This window comes from Shewanella sp. K8 (assembly GCF_028823715.1).
In the GTDB taxonomy this organism is placed as follows: Bacteria; Pseudomonadota; Gammaproteobacteria; order Enterobacterales; family Shewanellaceae; genus Shewanella; species Shewanella algae.
The window spans coordinates 17,895-41,088 of record NZ_JAPEHY010000004.1 but is presented as its reverse complement, the minus strand read 5'-3'; the positions used below and the strand labels follow the sequence as shown (position 1 = coordinate 41,088).

At 52.0% G+C, this 23,194-nt stretch carries 17 protein-coding genes and 1 CRISPR repeat array (1 of these 18 running past the window's edge); of the genes, 7 read left to right on the top strand and 10 right to left on the bottom strand.

The genetic code is table 11. The features are described from left to right. Nucleotides 1–323: a CRISPR direct-repeat array (repeat unit 28 nt; unit sequence TTTCTAAGCTGCCTGGGCGGCAGGGAAC); it reaches 4,386 nt to the left of the window's first position. A gap of 150 nt (nucleotides 324–473) precedes the next feature. The 10 genes from cas6f to ON072_RS03325 all read right to left on the bottom strand — a co-directional run bounded on the left by cas6f (nucleotide 474) and on the right by ON072_RS03325 (nucleotide 17,352). After that, entirely contained in the window at nucleotides 474–1,112 is a 639-nt protein-coding gene (gene cas6f / locus ON072_RS03370) for a type I-F CRISPR-associated endoribonuclease Cas6/Csy4 (RefSeq protein ID WP_274625954.1), read from the bottom strand. A gap of 9 nt (nucleotides 1,113–1,121) precedes the next feature. After that, nucleotides 1,122–2,153, bottom strand: a complete 1,032-nt coding sequence (gene csy3, locus ON072_RS03365) for a type I-F CRISPR-associated protein Csy3 (protein ID WP_071475679.1) — start codon at nucleotides 2,151–2,153, stop codon at nucleotides 1,122–1,124. Between the two features lie 11 nt (nucleotides 2,154–2,164). After that, entirely contained in the window at nucleotides 2,165–3,052 is an 888-nt protein-coding gene (csy2, locus tag ON072_RS03360) for a type I-F CRISPR-associated protein Csy2 (protein WP_123117057.1), read from the bottom strand. Continuing rightward, entirely contained in the window at nucleotides 3,049–4,311 is a 1,263-nt protein-coding gene (csy1, locus tag ON072_RS03355; RefSeq protein WP_198556922.1) for a type I-F CRISPR-associated protein Csy1, read from the bottom strand. Before csy1 ends, csy2 begins: the two co-directional genes overlap by 4 nt. 14 nt (nucleotides 4,312–4,325) lie before the next feature. Further along, nucleotides 4,326–7,700 (bottom strand): type I-F CRISPR-associated helicase Cas3f, encoded by a 3,375-nt coding sequence (gene cas3f, locus ON072_RS03350; RefSeq protein WP_274625953.1) that lies wholly within the window; start codon nucleotides 7,698–7,700, stop codon nucleotides 4,326–4,328. Between the two features lie 382 nt (nucleotides 7,701–8,082). Next, the gene (gene cas1f / locus ON072_RS03345) at nucleotides 8,083–9,048 is read right to left on the bottom strand and encodes a type I-F CRISPR-associated endonuclease Cas1f (RefSeq protein ID WP_101058356.1); all 966 of its coding nucleotides are present in this window, start codon (nucleotides 9,046–9,048) and stop codon (nucleotides 8,083–8,085) included. Nucleotides 9,049–9,161: 113 nt separating this feature from the next. Further along, the gene (locus ON072_RS03340) at nucleotides 9,162–9,998 is read right to left on the bottom strand and encodes a WYL domain-containing protein (RefSeq protein WP_208243300.1); all 837 of its coding nucleotides are present in this window, start codon (nucleotides 9,996–9,998) and stop codon (nucleotides 9,162–9,164) included. Nucleotides 9,999–10,213: 215 nt separating this feature from the next. After that, nucleotides 10,214–13,063, bottom strand: coding sequence for a M16 family metallopeptidase (locus tag ON072_RS03335; RefSeq protein ID WP_274625952.1), 2,850 nt, complete (start codon nucleotides 13,061–13,063; stop codon nucleotides 10,214–10,216). 1 nt (nucleotide 13,064) lies between these two features. Further along, the gene (locus ON072_RS03330; RefSeq protein WP_274625951.1) at nucleotides 13,065–14,831 is read right to left on the bottom strand and encodes an ABC transporter ATP-binding protein/permease; all 1,767 of its coding nucleotides are present in this window, start codon (nucleotides 14,829–14,831) and stop codon (nucleotides 13,065–13,067) included. Nucleotides 14,832–14,889: 58 nt separating this feature from the next. Then, nucleotides 14,890–17,352, bottom strand: a complete 2,463-nt coding sequence (locus ON072_RS03325; RefSeq protein WP_274625950.1) for a TonB-dependent receptor plug domain-containing protein — start codon at nucleotides 17,350–17,352, stop codon at nucleotides 14,890–14,892. A 205-nt stretch (nucleotides 17,353–17,557) separates the two neighbouring features. Here ON072_RS03325 and ON072_RS03320 point away from each other — a divergent pair, with 205 nt between their 5' ends. The 7 genes from ON072_RS03320 to ric all read left to right on the top strand — a co-directional run bounded on the left by ON072_RS03320 (nucleotide 17,558) and on the right by ric (nucleotide 23,162). Next, the gene (locus ON072_RS03320; protein WP_208136245.1) at nucleotides 17,558–18,298 is read left to right on the top strand and encodes a DUF3450 domain-containing protein; all 741 of its coding nucleotides are present in this window, start codon (nucleotides 17,558–17,560) and stop codon (nucleotides 18,296–18,298) included. Continuing rightward, entirely contained in the window at nucleotides 18,295–19,623 is a 1,329-nt protein-coding gene (locus ON072_RS03315; protein ID WP_274625949.1) for a MotA/TolQ/ExbB proton channel family protein, read from the top strand. The genes ON072_RS03320 and ON072_RS03315 overlap by 4 nt, the downstream gene beginning before the upstream one ends. Further along, nucleotides 19,620–20,114: a MotA/TolQ/ExbB proton channel family protein gene (locus ON072_RS03310; protein ID WP_274625948.1), complete on the top strand. Its 495-nt coding sequence runs from the start codon at nucleotides 19,620–19,622 to the stop codon at nucleotides 20,112–20,114. Before ON072_RS03315 ends, ON072_RS03310 begins: the two co-directional genes overlap by 4 nt. 3 nt (nucleotides 20,115–20,117) lie before the next feature. After that, nucleotides 20,118–20,525 (top strand): ExbD/TolR family protein, encoded by a 408-nt coding sequence (locus ON072_RS03305; protein ID WP_025011347.1) that lies wholly within the window; start codon nucleotides 20,118–20,120, stop codon nucleotides 20,523–20,525. Continuing rightward, a complete protein-coding gene (locus ON072_RS03300; protein WP_025889824.1) occupies nucleotides 20,494–21,153 on the top strand; it encodes an energy transducer TonB in 660 nt (219 codons plus the stop codon). The genes ON072_RS03305 and ON072_RS03300 overlap by 32 nt, the downstream gene beginning before the upstream one ends. Further along, nucleotides 21,137–22,333 carry a hypothetical protein gene (locus tag ON072_RS03295; RefSeq protein ID WP_144190956.1) on the top strand — a complete coding sequence of 399 codons (1,197 nt, stop codon included), beginning with the start codon at nucleotides 21,137–21,139 and terminating at the stop codon, nucleotides 22,331–22,333. The genes ON072_RS03300 and ON072_RS03295 overlap by 17 nt, the downstream gene beginning before the upstream one ends. Before the next feature lie 127 nt (nucleotides 22,334–22,460). Then, the gene (gene ric, locus ON072_RS03290) at nucleotides 22,461–23,162 is read left to right on the top strand and encodes an iron-sulfur cluster repair di-iron protein (protein WP_044735343.1); all 702 of its coding nucleotides are present in this window, start codon (nucleotides 22,461–22,463) and stop codon (nucleotides 23,160–23,162) included. The last annotated feature ends 32 nt before the right edge of the window (nucleotides 23,163–23,194 follow it).

The window sequence follows — 23,194 nt, the reverse complement described above, 5'->3', positions numbered from 1 at the left end:
AAGCTGCCTGGGCGGCAGGGAACCCAACCAAGTTTGGATAGTTCAACGGTTATCTTTTCTAAGCTGCCTGGGCGGCAGGGAACTGAAGTCAAGCATCCAGATGGCGCTGCTGGACTTTCTAAGCTGCCTGGGCGGCAGGGAACAGCACGTCCGCAACAACGGCATACACCGGCGCTTTCTAAGCTGCCTGGGCGGCAGGGAACTTGAGCGCCCCGAAACGTCGCAAGCCGAAAGGTTTCTAAGCTGCCTGGGCGGCAGGGAACGAGTGGATTCTGTAATGATCGCCATCTCGTCATTTCTAAGCTGCCTGGGCGGCAGGGAACAATAGAATAAAGCAATAAAAGAAAGTCACAACAGGTGGTTAGGATAAAAAACCTATTTTTACCCTGTTGAATACCACCTGTTGTAACTGATTGTATATAAAGCTTATTTTTAAAGAGCAAAAATAAAGGGTAAAACTCACCCTTTGATGCTTAAAAGTGCGGTACTGTTCCAAACGATGCAATACCATTAACTTTACGACTCAGCCCGTAGCAATCGAAAAGCCCATCCACAGGTGTACTTTGCGGATATCTTTCGATAAACAGCGGGAACTTGCTGTTTTTGTCCGGCGAACGTTGTTTCGTTTGCTGGCTGTGCAAGAAGATAAATGGCAAATCACACTGCCCAGTCGGTTTGCTTTTTTCAAGATCGGTTAAGCACTCGGCCAGCGGCTTGCCCGACTTTGCCGCCCATAATGCCGCCTTTTGCTGCATAGCCCGCTCAATCCGCTCAGGCGATTTCACCTGTTTGCGTACAAAGCTCACGTAGGAAACATCACTCGGTACGGGTTTGATCCCTTTAATATGCGCATAGTCTTCGAACCGATTCAGCCATTGGTGAATGGCTAGCTTTTCCAATGACGCTTGTTCTTTGGCAAAGAGGCGCAATTTACCACCCAGGGGAAACTTAGCCCGGAGATAATCAGGAAAGCCAACCGCAACACTAGACTGATTTGCATCCACTTTGTGTTCAACAAGTGCAATATGCACTTGTTGAAATACATTTTGCCAAAGAAAACCAAGCGAGATATCGACATCCGGTAGTAAGGTAATTTCTTGGTAGTAGTTCATTACCGCCACCTATTTATCACTTTCGCCGAATACCCCACCGCGCACCAACACGGCCACCACATAATGTTCATCTTCTTCACGCGGTAGTGGTTCTCCACGAGCCCACTTGTCAAAGAAGCTGTAAAAATCCTGCTTATCTTTCGGAGTGCGGAATGCTTTACCCAAATTGGTCACTGCGCCATAAGGTTCTATGGCAATCGCCCCTGCACTTTGTTCTGCCAAAGCGTATTCTGGATACCAAGTATCAATAGAACGCAATGCATTACCTATTTTTTGTGAGTGCATTGCTGCATGTTCATTAACGGCATAAAGAATTTTACTTTTCTTGGTTTTGCTATTGCCTTTATCCAACACTAGCTCTTCACTTGGATAAACTTCTTGCGCTTTACCCACTTTTGCATAGCAGTCAATTTGCAGCATCAGGTGTTCGGACTTACTGGCCAAGGCCTTGGCAATGCGTTCAGCCAAACTACTCACTTGTTCATCGTTATGATCGAAATGACGGGTGCTGAACTTTTTGGCGTCAAACGTCCAAGTTTGCTCCGCCCCTTTATTAAGCGCCTTAACTTGCACTTCGATTTCTTCAGCACCCACTCGGTTACGCCATAAGAAACGCGCGTTTGCCAGGTTAGTGGCGTAGCGTTTTGCCAATTCAAAACAACCATGCTTGGCAATGTACTGCTCAACTGCGGCACTATAGCTCTGTTTGAATTGCGCATTATTACAAGCCGAAGGTTGAGCTAAACCACCCAACACTTTTAGGGTGAAATGGAGTTTAAGAGTGTCTTGATCTTGCCCCAGAGCACAGGCATCGACACGTTGTAAGTTTGCTTTCTCCACTTCGGCATTTAACTTAAGTGGATCATTTTTTACTGCCGCTTTTAAACGGTTAGAAATGGTTCCACGTACCGATTTTTCTTGTAACGATAAAGGAGTGACCTGTTCTTTAGCGTCCCAGCTAGTGCCAAATAGATAGCCATCTGATGGGACTAGTTTCTTCTCAAATGCCAATACTGAAGCGGTGTCGTTAATTTTAGCCATGAGATTGTTCCTTATTCATATTCGTTGATAGCGTTAACTTGCTGACAAAGGTAAAGATCGTTTTCTAAATCGGAGTTGTATTGCCAAAGGGCGTCATCGAGGTTTTTAATTTTGTGCGCCATAACAAACTCACCTAGCGTGACCACGCTTTCGGCAAAACGATGGGGCGTAGTGGGATCCCGTTGATTTTTCGCCTCACCTAATGGTGAAATGCCCTGAAACCCGGTTGCTATGGGTACAATCCAACCATGGGTTTTGCGCTGGCTGTGCCAAACAACACTGCCATCTTCAAGCTGTTCACAATTGTGGTTAACGCTGAGGTAGCCAAGCAGTGCATCTAATGCATCATTGTCTTGCTGCATGGCCTCTATCATTAGATCGCGCCGTTCTAGCAGTACATAGCCCGGCATCAGTTGGCGTAGAACTCGCGTCGTATCCTCTTCTGTCACCACTGAGCCGATTGCGGGCTTTCCTATACAGATGACATCACCACCCGCTACTTTCATGGTGGCGATGACCGCTTGCAATTGCCCTGCAAAATCAGGATTTTGCACCTGTTCCTCATCGCCACTCCACTCAATCACTAAAGAGACGTCTAAATGACAGCGTGCTTCTTCTATAAATGCCGAACGCGAACCGTCCTTATCGAGTGGGTTACCTGTACCAATAATTGAATGGACAAAATCGCCCTCACCTTTGTGAGTTTGTACATCACAGCAATGACTGACAACGGCGACACTGTGCAGCATTAACTCAGACAGACCGGCTTGGTTCAATTTGCGCTCCAAAGCGTGGACAAACCCTAACCATGCTGTCATGGCCGGAAAACCTATGGTAAAAGGGCTTGAGAGTGCATTGGCGTTGTGAATTTTAATATGGGGCAAAATCAGCACTCTCATCGAAAGTTCTCCCTATTGCTGGCAACCACTGTCTCAATGGCCAAGAGTTCTTGATCGGCCAGTAATAAGGGGTTGCTGATGACTTTGCTGCGGCTGTAGTGGTTGATTAAACCACGGGCAATTTGACGAGTGATTTTATCGAGCCACTCATTCTCTTGTTCTCGCTGCGACTCAAATTCAGGGTACAACCAAACTTTTTGCTCCAATGGCAATTCGCTTGGTAGATCGCCTTGATGGCCAGTGAGAAACAGGCGCACTTGCCACATTTTTTCAATAACCAAATCAACGTATTGCTGAATACGGTAATCACGTCCATCACGGATATTGATGTTGTTATAGTCAGTCTTAAACAGTCGATGCAACGCTTCCAACACCTCCTTGGCTTGCCAAGCGGTAAAACACTCTTTGAAAAAGTCCGTCTTAGGCAAGCGGATTTCTCTGGGTGTTAAGTTAGGCGGAATGGATGGAAGAAGATGGGCTTTTCCCGCATTTTGGTTATTGAGCACGCTGATGTTTTGAGGTTTTGTACCGCCAAAGCCAATGGTCGTTAGACCAAATATTTCTTGATAACCCTCTGGGTGAAATCGATTGGCTTTTTTGCACTCTCTGGCCTCTTTGACAAGCTCCCCAAATCGCATTGCATCAAGTCGTTTGCGTAATTCAAAAAGATGGCCTGAATGGGTCAATAGCGACAATAAATGATATTCACCTTCGGCTACCGGAAAATAGACCTGCTTAATCTTCGAGCTGGATACCGAAGCTTGATCGCTATCGATCATTTTTAAAAAACCGTCTCGTAGCGTCTGATAATCACAGGTTGGCACCTCAAGCAACTGGCGAGCCAACTCACTTTCTTGTTCAATATGCACGAGCAGAGAGCGTTGATCGCTCATCGGCAAGCTCAGGAACTTATACACGTCCAATGCCGCTGCATTACCTAGTGCATCTGGCTCTACCGCCACATTGCCTGATCGCAGAAAGCCATCGGCACTCGGTTTATTCTTGGAAATTATCGATGAGACATAGCCATTTTTGTTCTTTCGCGCACTCGGATGACTAAAGGTGCAGGGATGTGAGGCTATTGAGATTTGCCCTGCCCTTTTAGCAGCATCGGGTAACCAATTTGCCAACAGAAAGTTTTGCTTACACTCCCGCTGTTTTTCCAATACTTCTGATTCTTGCATCGAGGTACTGACATTTTTCTTAAGCCAGGCTTCTTTGCGCTCGGCAAAAAAGCTGACTATTGCTGGATCTAACACGGTAAATCCCTCCACTATTTAACCTTAACCAAGCCTAATTGGTCGTTGTAACTGTATTGCTGACTTCCTTCCCGGTAGATAAAACTGATTTCTCCGTATCGCACTGACGTAGCAAACTCCTGCTCAGCACTTGTGCTGTATTGATTAACTAACTCACCGTAATCACGTTGCAGCCAGAGTTTCTGCTGTTGTTCTGGCGCAAGCGGTTGATGCTGAATATTTAACACTTGCTCAATCGCAGGCCATTGCCGCTCATTAGGGATACAAAACTCGATACTGCGCGATTTTTTGACTAAGTAGACCTGTACTGAGGGTTCACTTTTGCGAAAGCGTTTGAAGTATTGCGGCAATGCCGTAAGCCACCAGTAGCCATGAATATGACCGTGTAAATGCTCACACCAACAAGACTGGCGCTGGCTTTCCCGACGGTTGCGGCTGAATCTATCCCGGCGGTTAACTTCGCTTACTTCTGGCTTGCCGATTTGATCCGTGCCGCATGTTTTGGCGGTGGCAAAGTGCTCTAAATCCGCCAAGTTTTTTTGTGGCTCCAACGTCGCTCGCTTCTGAATTCGAGCAACTGCATTAACCGATTGCAGCAATGGCTTTTCGTCCACCAACTGGGTTAAGTCATGAGTGACGAGCTGAGTAGTTCGGTCGGTTTCATAGCCAGGACGGTTAAATACTCGCTCTTCTCTCCCCTTGAACCCTTTGAGGTTGTACTGCAACAAGCCAATATTGGGCACAGGAATTTCTCCATCACGGTGCCTGCGTACACGGCCTGCCATTTGAATAATCGAACGAAAAGAAGAGGGCTCTATCACCGCCCAATCAAAGTCATGGTCGCGCCCCACTTCTTCAACTGGGGTGGCAACCAGAATGAAAATCAGGTTTTTTGCTTGGCAAGCGGTTAGGTGTTCGCGTATCACGGGATGAGCAAACGCTTTGGGTAATTCTCCCGATTTCTCTTTGCGCTTAAGCACCTCATCTAGATGCTTTTCTTGCTCGTGGCGCAGCAACAACACTTGCTGACTGTGGTAAGCCATACAACGTACTTCGGTATCTGCAGGCCAATCACAACTGAGCAAGTACTTGGTTAGCTCGACACAGGGTTGAATATTGGCAAGGCGCACCACACCAAAGGAAACTTGAATTTGGCTTTGGGGATCTAAGGTAAAGTGGTGCCGGTGTTTAGCCAGCACCGCTTGCTTTACCGTTGCAAAATACTGAGTATCAAGCGGTAAATCAGGTTGTTTGAGGCAGGGGATAATTTCGGCTTTACGTTTGGCGGTTTGCTGTTTGAGCTTCTCGACCCGTTTATTGATAAAGCCTTGTTGCAAGGCCCGGTAAGCCTCCAAGTCATAATCATTGCTCCCCACCAACTGAGTATGTGCCGTAAATTCATCAATATAAATACAATTAATGCTGGCGTTTCGGTCACGACTGGCGGCAAATACTGCCCACCCCTGGCGATAGGCATTATACAAACCGAGTGCTAAATCCGGCGGGATGGTGGCAGAGGAAATCATGACTTTTCGCCCCAGCATACCGGCCAAATGAACGAGTCTGCCAATCGCAATCAGATCGTCGCCAGTAAAATCATCGATTTCATCTATCACCAAGTCGGATGACATTAACCGTAAGCAAGGCAATATATAACGCCCACCCCGTTTGGTTTCGGTAGCCGCCATAATATGATCTATGGTGCAAGCCAGTACCGGGGCATAAAGCAACTTGCGATCTTTTTCCTTGATTAAAACTGTAGTGAGCTCTTCTTCGGGCAATACGCCCTGCCAATGCAGTTCATCAGTTTCTTCTTGCAAGCTTTCCATCGATTCAGAGCCAAGCTCAGCTTGATTAAGTTCCACTTCCTCCTTATCGACTTGCGCACCAGTCTGGTGATGTAACTCGTAAATCGCCTTAGAGCCAATGAGCACAGCGAGATCTTTATCTTGCAGTTTGAGCCGTTGTTTGTATTCATCACCAGTTTGCAAAGTAAGGGTGCGCAAACCAAGCGCGAGAATAAAACGCAGACTTTCACCATCCTCCGAGAGCGCCTGCATGATTTTGGCGTTAGCCATGGTTTTCCCACAGCCAGTACTCGCCATGTTGACCACAAAATAACCTTGGCTTTTATCTTCAGTATGCTCACGCCACTCGATAATTTTACGTACCGCTTTATCTTGCCAACGGAACGCTTTGGGGGTGTTTGCCTTGGGTGCCAGCTCGGTGAGTTCAGTCGCTTTTAGCGGCTCAGATTCAAAAAAGGGCAGTAACTTCACCGTATTCACCGCCACCCTGGCGACATTAACCAAATGTTCATCCAGCTTTTGTTTACGCTCTTTGGTCTCTGGATCTGTATTGGCGTACAGCTCGGTTGAAACCTTCCAACTAGGATCATTGGCTTGCGAGGAGTAATAATGGTCGCCCAGCATCAAGCACAACCGTGCATGATGTAAAACCACGCGCCAGCTGCCGTCATTCATCGCTTGATCTAACAAAGGCAACTGATGCAATAAATCCTTCGCACGGCGTTGCAATGCCGTTAGCCAAGTTTGTGATTGAGAAAGTAGCCCTAAAGGAAATTCAAAGCATTTGGGTAACAGCCTGTTGTAATCCTCAAATTGGTTTTCATATCCCCATGCCGAAGTGATTCTGGCCAACAAATCACCAAGCGAACTATTACGATTCTCTCGCTGCTCCCGACACATATCTTCTTTTTTGGGCAGCGGTAATCTGTGATGAGAAACAATTAACCAACTAATCAATGCTGCTGCGTTGGGCAGTTCGCTTAGTGGCTTTGCCGTTTGTAACCTCTGGTAAGTCAATCGCGACTCATCAATGCCTTGGTTGATCAGAAAGTTCAACCATGCTTCATCGTGACTATCACTCATCTGGCTTGTAACGAACTGATGAAATAACAGGCAAGAGATCCACTCATGGCGTAGCGGATCGCCTTTATGCTGGGTTTTAATTTCTGGATTTAATTTTTCCTGAAAAAGTAAAGAAGCCTTACCCCAATCGTGCAGCAAAGCAGCCATGCCAGTGATCGCCTTAACCAAGGGTAAATATTTCCAATCACTTTCATAGTCGCTGTTGAGTAAATCTTTCTCAGTACTGTTAACTGGCACCACACCTTCCAAATTAAATTTCTTTTTATTCCCCACCACCCATAAAAACTGGCTACGCGAACGGGAGCGGATCCAATGGCAACTGACGGCAGTTCTGCGACTGGCGGTTTGGCGTAGCATTTTTTTCACCGTTAACAATCCCTCTTCGGTGATCAGGGTTTGCCAGGTGTTATCGCCAATCCGGTTGGCAAAAGCATCCAGTACGCGACGGGTTTTCTTAAGCGCGTTTTTTTCACACTGAGAGACAAAGGTGACCATCATATTGTTAGTCCAAAATCAATATAGCAATCGCTTAATTTCATTAATAATTTTTAGTAGCATTAAAAAAGTTGCAGTGTTCTCCGGCTTTGACATCATGTCCTTTAGCCGGAGAGATAATATCCATAAGCAATTCTTTATGTAGCAATAAATACTGATCAATCTTTTCATCAAAACACCACACGTTTCAAAGTTCACAAAACATACAATACATGAACCCCACGAAAGATCAACCTAATAAGTACTTACATAGAATCAAGAAAAACTTGTCTTTATCGTAATAGGTAGCTACCATCCTTTCACTGCGTTATAGCAGCTTAGAAATAATATGTACTCACATTCATGTTCACTGCCATGCAGGTAGCAAGTGCGGCGCTAAGCCGCACTATTCTGTTCTCTTTTCCAGCGCAACCTTTTTTACTGTGTCAAACATAAAGTCGAGTGCTTTGTGTTCAATAAAGGCTTGCAATATTTGCTGGCGAAACTCTTGTTCGGTTGCGTTTTCTTTGGCACAAACAAAGGCCCAGGGCAGCACAATGGCGTCTTTGATTAAATCGGCCACATCAAACACCAAAGCACCGCGGCGGGTTTTACCATGCATCACGGCAAAGCCATGGGGTATACCCAATACCCACAAACAGCTTGCTGCCAAACCATAAGCTAAGTAGTTGCCATGGTTTAAAAAGTCGTTGGCTTTGTCGGTACATTTTTTGTCGGGTTGTTGTTGGCGAGAAAAACCCTCTTTGCCGGTATTATTGGCCGCGTATTTGTATAGAACTTTGGTTAATTGCGCTTCGGTAAGCAGCAGCTCTGAGGATTGACTGGCTGCCACTGTGCGCTTGTGGAAGGTTTCAAGTGATTGTTGGATAACCTGATCCTGAACATTGAACTTTTCCAGAGCGAGTTCACGGTCAGTGCGCCACACCTTTTGTAAGTAGTCGATTCGGGCATTTTGAAATTGTTTTGCAGCGGCTAAGCGCTTTTCATCATCAAACCAAAATGAGAGCCAGCCTTGCAGGTATTCGGTAGGGCGATATTCACTTTGCGGTGTAAACCATTCCACTTCAGTCGCCATATGCAACGGTGTGCCACCACCGCCACAAAACCCTACCAGTACTCCTGCCTGCGAGAGCATACGCATTGCGGCCTGAGTAATTGATGTACCGTTGCCAAGCAGCAAGACTGTGGTGTTGGCGATAGGGATATTGAAGTAGAGGTTTTCTTTATCAGCTTCGGTTAAATAGAGTACTCGGCCATCTTTTTGCATTACGCGGCAATATTCGAGGTAATACATGTTGGCGCGTTTTGAGTGCAGAATCACTTTAAGATCAGAGGGTGAGAAATCGTCCATTTAAATACCTCGGCGTCAGATATGAGTTACTTTTACCCAACTTTCCTATTGCCACCAATACTGTACAGACACTCAGGTTAACTGAGTTTACCTTGGCTCAAACCATGTCGGTCCTAGCTATTGAATAACCACTGCTTGATGTCATTTCGGTTTACCAGCACCAACTGCTGAGCCTCAGGAGTGCCATCCAGATACTTGGTATTGACCTGCATCTCCCTGAGCAGGTAATCCACCAAGGCTGCCCGGCACTGAATAATGAGTTGTCCCCCTTCCATCTGATAATCCTTGGCCAGCACTTGTTGTTGCTGTGCTGTCAGGCGGGGATCCGGAGCCAGAATTACCGCCAGCATGGTCTGCCAGGCAGAGTCTTCTTTTACAGTTTGATGGGCGATGCCCTCCACAACAGGAATTCCCCGAAAGCGGCTCAGAACAAGATCGCGGAAAGCCGCTGACTTTTCGCAGTAGCCCCGAACATGGTAGCGGCTGCCGGCTTTGACTAAGGTGTGAGGGGTAAAAATTCGGCCTTCATCTTCGGGATTGGACAGAGAGACATATTCCACCTCAAGCCTGAGGTTTTGCTCGATGGCATTAATCAAACCGGCGAGGACATGGCGGCAAATGTTGCGTTCCGGCAATGCCATTCGGGTGGCACAGGAGCCATTCAAGGGGCGGGGCTGAGCAAAGTAACCTGTCTCGTACCAGAGGAAAAAATCATCTAGGGAAGCAGATGAGTAGCTGAGACTGGCGTGCTCCGCAAACCCGAAACAGGCCTTATCGAGCTTTATCAAGGCGCCTGGGTGCAGTTCCCGGTATTTGGCCAAATCTTTGTGGGCTTGCTGACGGGTAATGGCAAATTGGTGTTCGATATCTTTATTGCGGACTCTCCCTTTCCAAAAGGCCAACATCTCGAGAAAAGCAAATCGCTCTATCGGCAACTTACAATTGCTCACCTTCCCCTCCATGGACATTTAGCTGTCGTCACCTGAACATAAATTCAGTCTGCCATAGCCCCATGTCAACGAGTAGACCTGATGGCGAAATATTCGACACAGCTCATACAATATATAATTCGGTAAAAATCACTCTGATAAATGCCCTCAACATATTGTTTAGTAAAAGAAGACGGCCGAATGGCCGTCTTGTTAGATACCTCGGCTCTTGGGTATTAAACCTCTGCCGGCTCCAGCATAAAGACCTTCTTCTGCTGTCCCAAAAGTTGTTGCAGCAGTTGATTGGTCTGCTCCAGCGTCAGCTTATTCAGCGTGTTCTCAGTCTCGGCCAGCTCCTGAAGTCGCCCGTCATCGGCCATGGTCTGTGCCAGAGCGGCGCTCCAAAAGGCGGCGCTTTGGCGCTGTTGACGCTGCAACACGGCCAGGGTTTGCTTGGCCTGTTTGAACTCGGCCACACTCATGCCTTCGCGCACCAGATGCTGCACTACGGCGTCGGCGTCTGCGGCCAGCGTCTCGGCCCGCTCAGGCGCCGCGGTGAAATTGAGCCGTCCCAGATAATAAGCCGCCGGGTCACGCGCCAATAGCTGCGACATCTGGATTACATAAACACCGGAAGCCTCGGTGCGCAGTTTCTGCCGCAGCCTTTGGTTCAGCACCTGCTCTATCAGTTGCATCGCCATGCTGTTTGCCGCACTCCACTTCGCATCCTGACTGTATTGGATTTGCACCATGGTTTTCGGGCTGCTGCTCCAGGGGTAACGGCGCTCCATGGACTCGGCCTTGGGGCGAATGTTGCGATCAGTCCAGCTCTGCGCTGTTTTGCCATCCTGTTTGGCAAGATGACCGAACCAGAGGTTGGCCTGCTCGCCCAATTGCTTGAGCGGCAGATTGCCGCTGATGCTCAGCACCATGGCGCCCGGGTCACCCAGCAGTTGCCTATCTAATTGCTCAAGTTTTGCCAGCTCTGATGCAGGGTCACTGCCCTGCATCAAGAGCAGCTCTCCGTTCTCAAAGGCGGCTTGTGTGATGGCATCCATAAAGCGCCGCTCGGCGGGCATATGATTCCGCTGTTGCTGAATGGCCTGCCGCTGCCTGCTCAAAGCCTCCTGGCAATACTTGGGCTGGGTCAAACGCAGGGCAAATAATTTGAGCAGCGGCGCCAGGGTATCGGCGGATGCCTGACCACGCAGGCCATGATGCAGCAGCTCGGCATAGGGGGTGATACTGATGCCGTATTGCTTCTGCAAGGCCAGCAGATCCCGACCCGAATATTCGCCGATACCGCAGGAGGATGGCAGGTAAAGCGCCTGGCTGACATAGCCCTTGGTGTTGTGGTTCTCCAGAGAGCGGCCACCGGGAAGGCGTAGATCCAGCTGAATGTTATCGGTCAGCATAGGATCGCTGTGCAGCAGCAAGGTCAGGCCATTGGCCAGTTGCCAGCGCTCGCTGCGAACCTTGGGCAAGGCGCCAAGCGCCGGCAGTGATGCTCTATCCACAACCTTATTCATCGCCGGTGGCGTTAAGTCCAGTGTCAGTTGCCTGGGTTTGATCGCAAAGGCGCCTGGCGCGCTCTCCAGCCCCTGTTGCCAGGCGGTTAGCAAGCTATTTTTATTCAGCTTTTCGGCGTCTGTGTCCGGCCCTATCAGGGCAATTTTGACCTCGGCCTGTTGCAGCAAAGACTGTACCGCCGCCTGCAGATGCTCGGGCGTGACCTCGGCGAGGAAGGTCTGGGTCATCTGCCACTCTTGCTGCTTGTTCAGCATAGGCATTTGAAAGCTGACGGCATTGATCAGTTGCTCGAGCAGATAATCGCTGTCATAGCGCGACTCGCTCAGCGCCTGCTGTTGCAAGCGCGCCAACAAGGGCGCCTTGACGGCATCCAACTCAGCTTGGCTCACCCCTTGGCTCGCCAAACGTTTAAGCTCAGTGGCAAAGCGCTGCAACGCTGTGCCATAGTCGGCATCGAGCGGGTGCAGAATCGCCAGATGCTGAATTCGCGAGGGCGACAGCACCGCGCTCTGATCGCCGAGCTGCGCCTTGGCAAACAGCTGTTCATCCACCATCAGGCCAAGCCGACGGTTCAGTACCGCCAGCCAGAGCCTGTCGAGCAGATCCCGCCATTGACCGTTGACACTATTGAGCGGCGCGGGCAAGGGCTGTTGCAACATGAGTTGGATGAAACGCTGCGATTGCTCGGGATCCAACACAGTTTGCAGTTGCACCTCGGCAGCAGAGGAATCGAAACTGCCCCAGTCAGCGGCGACTTTACTGTCGCCCTTAGCCATAGGCCCGAATAAGTGCTCGATATGCTGCCGAGCGTCTTCGACATCGAACTCACCGGCCATCATCAGCACCATATTCTGCGGCTGATACCAGTCCTGATAATACTGCTTGGCCAGGGTCACAGGCGCAGTGCGGATCACTTCGGGCAGGCCTATGGGATTACGCTCGGCCAGTTCGCTGCCTTGATAACGCAATTGCTCCAGGGCGCTATTGATCCTCTGCCCTAGCCCCTGACGCAAACGCCACTCTTCGATGATCACTTCCCGCTCGCGCTCAAACGCCTGGGGATCGAATGTCAGCTTATGGCCCCACTGGGATAAGATTTTCAGTCCCAACGCCACTTGCTGCTCATCGGCGGCGGGTAAAGACAACTTATAGACGGTGGAAGCAAAGCTGGTGACCGCATTGACATGACTGCCAAGGCTGATCCCCTGCTGCTCCAACTGTTTAAAGCTTTGCTGATCCGCAAACGCCTCTGTGCCCTTAAACGCCATGTGTTCAACGAAATGGGCCAAGCCCTGCTGGGCGTCGGTTTCCTGCAGCGAGCCGGCCTTGACCAGCAGCCTGAGTTCCACATTTTGCCGCGGATCTTTCCTGGGCAGCAGCATCACCTGCAAACCGTTGGCCAAGGTATAAGTTTGCAGATCTGGCCTCAGTGGCAAGCTGCCCTCGGTGAGTGGTTGCTGTGAAGTTGAATGTTGTTGTGACTCTGGTTTCGGCTCAGTAGTGCTTTGGCAAGCCAGCAGCAAACCGGCCAGCAAACATACTATCAAGGGTTTCATTTCAGACCTCCCTCAGGCGGGTGATGTTGGCAGGTTGAGATTGTTCATCCTGCTCCAGGGAAATAATCTCATCGGCCAGCTGATGCAGTGGCAATTGATGGCTGACCAACACTATGCAGGCCTTGGGCAACTCGGCACGCAAGAGTTGCAGCAGTGAAGTGGCGGCGGCAATGTCCAGCGCCGAGGTGGTTTCATCCAGCAGGATCAGCTCAGGGGCGTTGAGCAGCAACCGGGCAAACATCACTCTTTGCTGCTCGCCACCCGATAGCCGCTGCAGCCAGTTGTCTGTGTGTTCGAGCATGTCCTGCAGCTCCCCTAACCCCACCTGCTGCAACACTTGGCAGCAACGCTCATCACTAAACCTCTGGGTGGCAGCCGGATAACAGATGAGCGACTTGAGTGAACCCTCCGGCAGATAAAGGCGCTGGGATATCCAGCAGGGGCTGACCCGAGTCGCCAGCTCCCCGCAATAGCCATCCCAGAAGCCTGCCAGGGTTCGCAGTAAACTGGTTTTACCGATACCGGAGCGGCCGTGCAGTACCAGCAGCTTTCCCGGTGTGAGTGAAAGGCGCAGTCTTTGCAGCAGCGGCCGACCATCCGGCAACAAGAGATCCAGACTGGCCTGCAACAGCGGCACTGCCTGAGGTTCAAGCACATTGACACTTTTATCTGGGACACTATCGGTTGCAGCTGAGGGCTTGGCGGCGACTGCCGCCTCGGGCCGCGGCGTATCGGCAAACAGACTGGCTTCAAAATGACTCAGACGCTCGACCGTAGCGCTCCAGCGCGCCAGGTCTTTATAGGCGTAGATAAACCAGCTGAGGGCACTGGCCACCTGGGTGAAGGCCATCTTTATCTGCATTAAACCGCCGAGCTGAATTGCCCCGGCAAGAAACTTGGGCAGAGCAAAGAATATCGGCGCCAGCATGGTGACCTGGCTGTACCCTGTTGTGAAGAAGGCAAGATTACGCTCCTTCGACATCAAGGCGTACCAGTTACCGGCTACCCGGGAGAAGCTTTGCGCCAGTACCTGCTGCTCGCAGTCCTCACCTCGCTGACCGGCAATGGCTTCACTGTGGTTACGGCGCTGCACCAGGGCGATACGGAAATCCGCCTCACGCTTTTGCTGCTGAAAGTTAAGCCGGTGCAATGGTTTACCCACCTTGTGGGTGATCAGGGTGCCTATCAGGGTGTAGAGCAGGCAGACCCACACCATGTAGCCGGGTATGGTCAGCTCGGCATCGCCCAAGGGAATGCTGATCTCGCCGGACAGCGTCCAGAGGATCACCACAAAAGAACCTATGGTGAGTACAGAACGCAGGAAGGACAACAGCAGATCCAGCGAAGTGTCCACCAGCAGGAAAACGTCCTCGGCGATGCGTTGATCCGGGTTGTCAGGCTCCTGCTGCCCCAGCTGGATTCGGTAATGGCGACTGTCCGGCGACAGCCAGCGGCTACAGAGATCCCGGGTCATCCATTCACGCCACTGTATGATGAGCTTTTTCTTCAGGTAGTCGGCGTACACCAACACCAGCACCAAGGCGACTATGATCAGCATAAACTGCTGCAACAGGGGGTAAATCAGGCTGCCATCCAACTGCTGCAGCGCGTTGAAGAAGTCGCCGTTCCACTGGTTGAGCTGCACGCTGAACCACACCGAAGAGAGGCTTAAGGTCAACACCACCAGCAGCAATGCCAACGCCGGCAGCCGTTGCCGATTACACCAAAAGGGTTTTATCAAATGCCAGAACATGGCCAGATGTTTCATATCGGAAAATCCATCAATAGCAACGGGCGGCCGCTGGGCCGCCCGCCGAAGAGTCAGCTTAGTATTCGTAGTTCAACTGCAACCAGAACTGACGTCCCGGCTCATAGTTGAAATAGAGCTGATCCTGGTAAACAAAGGAGTCGTTGGCATTTTTGCGGTTGAGCAGGTTGTAGATCTCCACCGACACAGAGGCGCCCTTGGCAAACTCGGGCTGCCATTGCACCTTGGTATCCCAACGGAAGGTTGAGGCGTAATCCACTTTGGCGTACTTAACCAGATCCTTGCCGGTCTCGGGATCGCGGAAATAACCGTTCTGATCGCGACTGGCCTGCTCACGGCTGGAGGTCCAATGCAGCAGGTTATACCAGGTGAGGCCGTAGTCATCGAACTCGTGGGTCAGTTCCAGATCTATCTTCCAGGGCGCATTGAAGTCAGTAGCCGGTAAATCGGCCGCGGCAATGACCTTGCCGTCATACCAAACCTTGTCGGCATCCACATTGAGACCGGATTCGAAATAGCTGTAACCCTGATCTTTTGGGGTGTTGCTCTTGGTTTCCTGCCAGGCGACAGAGAACTTGGCCTGGTGGTTCGCGCCCAAGAATTGAAGGGTTTCCCGATTCATCAGGGTGAAGATCACGCTGTCATGGCTGGTGCTGCCGCTGTTATCGAAGGTTCGAATGGCGCGCTGCTCATAGTCATCAGTGCCGGGATACTTGTAACGACTGCGCACTTCATCACGGCCGTTACGGTGCACATAGTTCAGCTTCCAGATGCTGTTGCCCCAAATCTGTTGAACACCGGCGGTAAACTCGTCGTTATAGGACGTTTGCAGCTCTTCCATCCCCTCATAATCCCGGGTCGGCATCCAGTCGTTGTCGGCAGAGTTGGGTTTACAGTCAAAGTAGCAATGTACCAGGCCACCGTTTTGGCCGCTGTAGAGGGCGTAAGTCAACATGGAGCGCCCATAGTAACGGTTGGCCCCGGCGGTCAGCAGGGTGTTGCCGTCGCCAAACAGGTTCCAGCTGCTGCTGAGTCTCGGAGCCAGATTATTGCGATTGACAAAGCCGTCGTGATCCAGTCGCAGACCAGGCCTGAAGCTGAAATCGCCCCAGTTGATCACATCTTCAACATAGAGGGCGTACTGGCTGTGAGTGCTCTTGTATCGGCCTTCAAGGAAGGCATCGAGACGCAGTTGTGACCAGCCCATCATCTCCAGGCTGCCGTCGTAGTTGTTGCGGTAGTAAGTCTTGTCCCGGTTGAATGCGGCGTCGGTGTAACTGGCTTCGCCCCCCAGGGTAAAGGTGTGGCTCATACCGGCCCATTTGAGGGGATCCCATTTCCACTTCAACTTGGCGGTACTGGTTTCCTGGGTAGAGTCCAGATCGCCCGGGCCTCCGGAGGAGTAGGAGCGATTGCTCTGCCAGTCCATCAATTGCACCCAGTAAGTCTGCTCGCCGGCACGCTTGTCTGTCATGCGGTTATAGTTGAGCGACAACTCCAGTGTCGAAGCGTCAAAGCCGTGCTCTATCTCCAGGGTAGAACTGTAGCCCTTGTGTTCATCGCGGTAGTCTGAATTGGCCACCCCGTTGAAGAACATGTCCGCCTCATAGGCCGAATAGGCCAGCGACAGATGCGCCGTGGTGCGTGGTGAAGCGTACCAGGTAAACTTGCTGAACAGATTGTCTGAGGTGCGCCGTTGATGCTTGAGACCGCCGCCGGTCTTGAAGGCCACCAGCTCACCGTTGGCATCCAGTCCCACTGCAGTAGCAGGTACATTCATCATGGGGATTTTCGACTCACGCCGGGAAACCGAAGCCACAAAACCCAAGTCGTCGGTAATGCCGGTTTCAAAGCTCAGGCCATAGTTGCGCTTGCTGTAATCTGTCTGGAATCTGGCCGGTTGTGACAGGTCATTATTGGCCGAGTCAAACTGCAATTTGTCATCTATATGCACCTTGTTCCAACTGGCATCCGTTTGGCGGAAATAGACGCTGGCGGCAGTTTCCCCTTGCCAACTGCGGGTTGTTGCATCCACTACCCCGCCGGTAAAGCCACCGAATTCCACCGGGATATTGGCATCATAAAGGGTCACGCTGTCTATCAGGCGGCTGTCGACATACAAGCCCTGCTCGTCGCTGGACAGACGGGCATTGGTGACCACGCTGCCATCGACCGGATCCAGGTCGTTGTTGATGCTCATGCCATCGAGCAGGAAGGCATTTTGATAGGCATTGCTGCCGTGAATGGAAATGTCGGCGGGTTTGATCTCCCCCTGATTCAGACTGCTGTTGGCGCTGTTGGAAAACTGCACCGCCGGATTGGACCTGAGCAAGTCGGTCAGGTTACCGTCACCGGTTGGGCGTTTTTTGATATCTTCCCGGGTCAGGGTTTCATGTTGGGTCAGGCCATTGTCGGCCTGCTCTCTGACGATTATCTCCTGTTGATCAGCCACATCAACCTGTTGCGCCTGAGCTACCGGCATCAATGCCAGACCACAGACTACAGCCGCGTGTTTCTTCATCCTCAATCCCTTTATTGTTAAAAAACAGCGATGCAGGAGTTGAACCCGCACCACTAAAGTGTGAGGTTGGCCAAAATAACTTGATCAAATACAAATGACAATTGTTATCATTACTATTTGCTGATAATGTCTCAAATCATGTCAACATTCTGGTGATGATGTGCGCAAAACCACAGCATTCCAGACAAAAAATATTTTCATTCAGATGTTTACTAAAACAGCAGTATCTGTCTTGGCCGCCTGGGTATTACAGGTGGCGGCCACGCCGAGTGACCTCAACGAGATCCACAGGGCCGACCATCAGGGATTAAAGGCCAGCCAACAAGCCCAGCAAGCCATAGAAAAACTCGATGATGAGCAGCAATCCCTGATCCAGGAAAGCCGCCAACTCAAGCATGAAATCCAACTGGCCAGCCATTACCAAAAGCAGTTGCAACAGCAGATAGGGCAGCTGCAATCTTCTCTGGAGGAGCTGGGCGAGCAGCGCCGGCAACTGCGCCAGACCCGGATGCAGCTGGCCCCGATGATGGACGAAATGCTGCTGTCGCTCACGCAACTGGTGCGGGCCGATCTGCCATTTCAGCAGCAGGAACGGCAGCAGCGTCTCGATAATTTGCAACTCTTGCTGCAAAGCGCCGAGCTGAACCAGGGCGAGAAACTGACCCGGCTGTTGGATGCCTACCAGGTGGAGCTCAGCTACGGCTACAGTGTGGAGAGCTGGCAGGGCAAACTCGGCGACGGTCGGCTGGTGAATTTTCTGCGCGCCGGGCGCCTGGGGTACTTTTTCCTTACCCTGGATGGCAAGGCCGGTGGCCGCTGGCAGGGAGATAATTGGCAGGCGCTGGCGCCTGAGCAGCTTGGCAATGTCGCCGCTGCCATCCGAGTCGCCTCCGGAGATGGCATACCGGCACTGCTGCAACTGCCTCTGATAGCGGAGGCATCATGAGCTTTTTGTCTTCCCTCACTCGCCAGACCATGATGCGTCCCGCATTACTGTGGTCGCTATCGCTGTTGTCGCTCTCATTGTCCCTCCCCTGCCAGGCCGAGAGTCTGCAACAGGTGTTGGAACAGGTTCGCAGTGGCAGTCGCCAGGAACAAGCGGCCGCCGAGCGGCAAGAGAACCTGAGTCGTCAGAGCCTGGAGCTGGTGCGCAGCAACCATAAGAAACTGCAGCAGCAACTCACCCGGACTCAGGCAAATAACCTGGAACTTGAAGACCAACTGCTGGCGCTGCAGCAAAGCCTCAAGGACAAACAGGCCCAGCTCAACGCCGAGAAAGCCAGTCTCGACGGGGTGTTTCGCGCCATCCAGGAACATGAGCAGTTGCTGCTCACCACAGTGGCACCCCACAGCCTATGGCGCCACGACAGCAGCGGCCTCGCTGAGATACCCACTGACCAACTTGGCCTGCAGCGACTGCAGGCGCTTTGGACCGCATTGACAGAACAAAGCGTATTGGCTGCCAAACCCATAGTGCAAAGCAGCGAAGGCCTCAATGCCGATGGCACCCCAGTGCTATTGAATGTCACCGAATATGGGCCTTTCAATGCCCTCAGCGACAAAGGCTGGGTACGCTACTTGCCGGCGCAGCAAAGCTGGCAACTGCTGGCAGAGCAGCCAAAGCTATCGCCCACCCAGGGGAGTGTCTGGCTCGACCCCTCGTTTGGCAAGTTGCTGCAACAGGCGGCAAACGGTAACGGCTGGTTCGACAAGCTCAAACCGGCTGGGATAGTCGGCATCTTTATCGGCCTGATAGCACTGATAGCCTCAGGCATAGCCCTGAACCGCCTGTGGATACTGCGCCGCGAAAAACGGCGGCTGACCCAACAACAGGCCAGCCAGCAAGTGCAGAGTGACAATGCCCTCGGCCGGGTGATGTTGGCGGCAACCGATTGCCCCGAGGAGCAACTCGAAGCGCGGCTCAACGCTGCCGTACTCAGCGAAGTCCCCCGCCTGACCCGTGGCACTGGCACCCTGGCGGTATTGGCGGGGATCCCGCCGCTGCTGGGGCTTCTGGGCACGGTTGGCGGCATGATTGAAACCTTCGATGTGATCACCCGTTTCGGCAGCAACAACACAGAGCTGCTCTCGGGTGGTATTGCCGAGGCGCTGCTGACCACCCAGCTGGGACTGATGACAGCCATTCCGCTGCTGTTACTGCACTGCGCGGTCAAGAGCCAGAGTCGGCAACTGACCCAGATGCTTGAGCAGGAAGCGGCTGCCCTGGTGGTATTACAGCGCTTTGGCGACACAGGTAACCCCGGTCAATGAGCGCCTTCTATGATTTTGTGCTGCAGGCCGGCGTCATTGTTTGGCTGATACTGCTGCTCTCTTGTCTGATGTGGTATCTGCTGCTGAAGGGCTTTAGCCGTATTCGCCGCCTGAGCCCCCGCTGGCTGGATGATGCAAATCAGCTGAGCGTCAGGCTTACGCACTATGACTTATGGCAAAAGGCACAGCTGCAACAGGCCTTTCTCAGCCGCGCCGCCCTGAATTTGAACCGCGGACTCGACTGGATAGATTCATTGATAAGGATACTGCCGCTGCTGGGGCTCTTGGGCACTGTCGATGGGATGATCAGCAGTTTTGCCGAGCTTGGGCAACTCGATGTCCAAAAACAGCTGTCATCCGGGATCAGCTCGGCACTGCTGACCACATTGGCCGGTTTGGTGACCTCTCTGTCCGGACTCTATCTGGCCTATCAGCTCAAGCAGAGCAATCAGCGGTTGCTGGCGGAGCTGCGCCGAATACTTTCGGAGTAACTGATGCAATTCAAACACACAGATGATCAAGGCACAGAAGCCAATGTCGATCTCACTCCCTTGATCGACGTGGTATTTATCCTGTTGATCTTCTTTATTTTATCGGCGTCATTTCAGAAGACCCAGTCGCTGGAGCTGGAACGCCCCACGGCTCAGGTGCAAGACAATCAGGATAAGCGCGCCATCTTAATCAGCATAGACAAACACAATGTGATCTGGCTGGAGCAGCAAGCCGTCAAGGCGGTTGAACTACCCGCCCGGCTGAAACACACGCTGGCAAGTTCAGAGCAGAGTTCGGCCATTATCGAAGTGGATAAGCATGTCACCAGCGGCAAGCTCATCGAAGTGGTCGACAAAGTACGCATCGCAGGAGTCAATAATGTGGCCGTCGCAACCCAAGACCCCAGCTAGCCAAACAGGACTGATTTTCACCAGTGCCATACTGATCAATTTGGCGTTGGCCAGCCTGATCTATGCCCTGACTCTGAGCCAAAGCACAGCACCAGTTAAACGGGTCACATTAGGCGGAGTCTACTTTCCCGAGCGGCAGGATAGCAAACCGCAAGAGCCCTTGCCTGAGGTGCGCCTCAGCTCGGCGCCGCTGACTTCCTCGCCACCACCTCCGCCCATGACACTGGATCTCAGCGCGCTGGATGCCAACACAGGTATTCCTGTGCCGGATCCCCTGTGGCCGACGCCGGATGATATTCAGCAAATCCAGCCACCGACGCTGAATTTCAGCCAAAGCGGCAGCGCCCCCGGCAGTACCATGCAGGCCAGTATCGCCATGGCGCAGGTGGTATTTCAAATGCCGCCCGAATACCCGCTGCAGGCCAAACAGCGGGGCATTGAAGGACAGGTGACCCTGGATTTGGCGATCAACCCGGAGGGCAGAGTGGAAGATATCAAGTTGGTGGATGAAACCCCCAGCGGCGTGTTTTACCGCTCGGCTTCCAGAGCCGTGCTCAGGTGGCGCTTCGCGGCGCCCAAGCAGACCCAATGGCAACGGATAGTGATCAGATATGAACTTGAAAAATAGCCTGTTGTTTTGCTGCATTCTGTTCAGCACGCCGCTGCTGGCGAGCAATGCACTGCAACGTTACCAACAACTGCAATTTCAATTGCAGCGGGATCCAGCTGCGGCGCTCAAGGCGATTGAAAGCTTTCAGCGTCAGTATGCCGAAGGCAGCGACAACGAACAGCAGATGGCGGCCTACCTGCATCTGCAGGCCTGCATCAGTCTCAAGGACTATCAGTGCGCCGCGCAGCAAACCCGGCTGTTGCTGGCTTTACCCGTCACGGCATTGCAGCAACGGGATCTCTATAAGCTGGGTGCCCAGTTGAACTATCAGCAAAGCGAATACCGCCAAAGCCTCGAATACAGTAAGCAGTGGCTGCAACTGGCGGCCAATCTCCAAGAGCAACAACAGGAACAAGAACTCAAACCCGGCGCCACTGAATTTGCCACCATGCACTCGCTGGCCTCCTACGCCGAATTTCAGTTGCAGCACCTACCAAAGGCCACTGAGCAGATGCGTCTGGCACTGGATTGGGAAGTCACCGAAACCCGGCAACACTTTCTGCAGTCCCTGTATCAAAGGCAGCAGCGTTTGCCGGAAGAAGAGCAACTGTTGAGACAGATGATCGCCGCCTATCCGGATCGCCCCCTATATTGGGAACGCCTGGGCCATAACCTGCAGCAACAGGGGCAAGAGCAGGAATCACTCAATGTCCTCAGCTCGGCCTATAAGGCCGGGCAGTTGCCCACTCGCAGTATTCCACTGCTGGCACAGTTATTGATGCTGCATCAGGCCCCCGGCCGAGCGGCAGATCTGCTGGAGCAACACAGCGAGGCACTGGCACAACACTCCAGCTATAAGCCGCTGTTATCTCAGGCCTATTTGTTGTCGCGTCAAAGAAACAAGGCGCTGAGCCTGCTGCAGAAATCAAGCCAAACCCAAGGACAAAAATCCCTGCCGCTGCGGGCACAATTGGCTTACAGCCTGGGGCAATGGCCACTGGCACAACAACTGTTGTCACAGCTACGGCAGCAAGATGCAGATAACCGCTACTGGCAGCTGTTGCTGGCCCTGAGCCACTACGAAGCCGGGCAGTTACAACAAGCCAAAACCTTGCTTAAAGCGATCAACCAGGGAGAGTACCAGACGACGGCGGCTCAGTGGCTGAATCAGATAAACTACCTCACGGACGCCCCCTGAGGCTCTATCAGGTTTGCTGCAAAATGTGATTAACCAAGCAAAACAGTCAAGTTTTATTAGCCTAAGCTTGGCTAAAATTAAAGATGCTTTTATTATGCATGTAAATTGATAATACAGAGAGCATCCTATGTCAGCGCAAATCTCCCTCGAACGCAGAGTCGGCGAACTGGTCGCCGAAGACTTCCGTAACGCCCATGTTTTCAGCCGTTTTGGTATCGACTTTTGCTGTGGCGGTGGCCGTTCACTGGCATCGGCCTGCGAGCGAGCCGGCGCCGAGCCCACCGAGGTGTTGCACGCCCTGAGCCAACTGGCCGCAGAGGGCACGCCGGACGATGCCTTGGCCAAATTGCCACTTGGTGAGCTTATCGACCATATCGAAGCGACCCACCACAAGTACATACGCGATACCGCACCGCTGCTGCTGGAATATGCCCAGAAGATGGTGCGAGCCCACGGTGAGCATTATGAAGAGATCAAACCCTTGGCCGGTTGGATCCGCGCCCTGATGGATGACCTCTTGCCCCACCTGCAAAAAGAGGAACAGATACTGTTTCCGGCCATTCGTGCCCTGAGTCAAGGGCAAGAGTTCAACGCCTGTTTCGGCCATATAGGCAATCCTATCCGGGCAATGGAATATGAGCATGATGAGGCAGGGCAAATTCTGGCCAAGCTGCAGCAGTTGACCAATCACTACCAGGCCCCTGAGCATGCCTGCACTACCTGGCGGGTATGTTATGCCACCCTGGCCGAGTTTGAAGCCGATCTGCACCGCCACATCCACCTGGAAAATAACCTCTTGTTTCCCAAAGCCCTGGCACTGGTGGACTGAGGGCTGTTCAAATCCTGGCTGACTTGCTACAA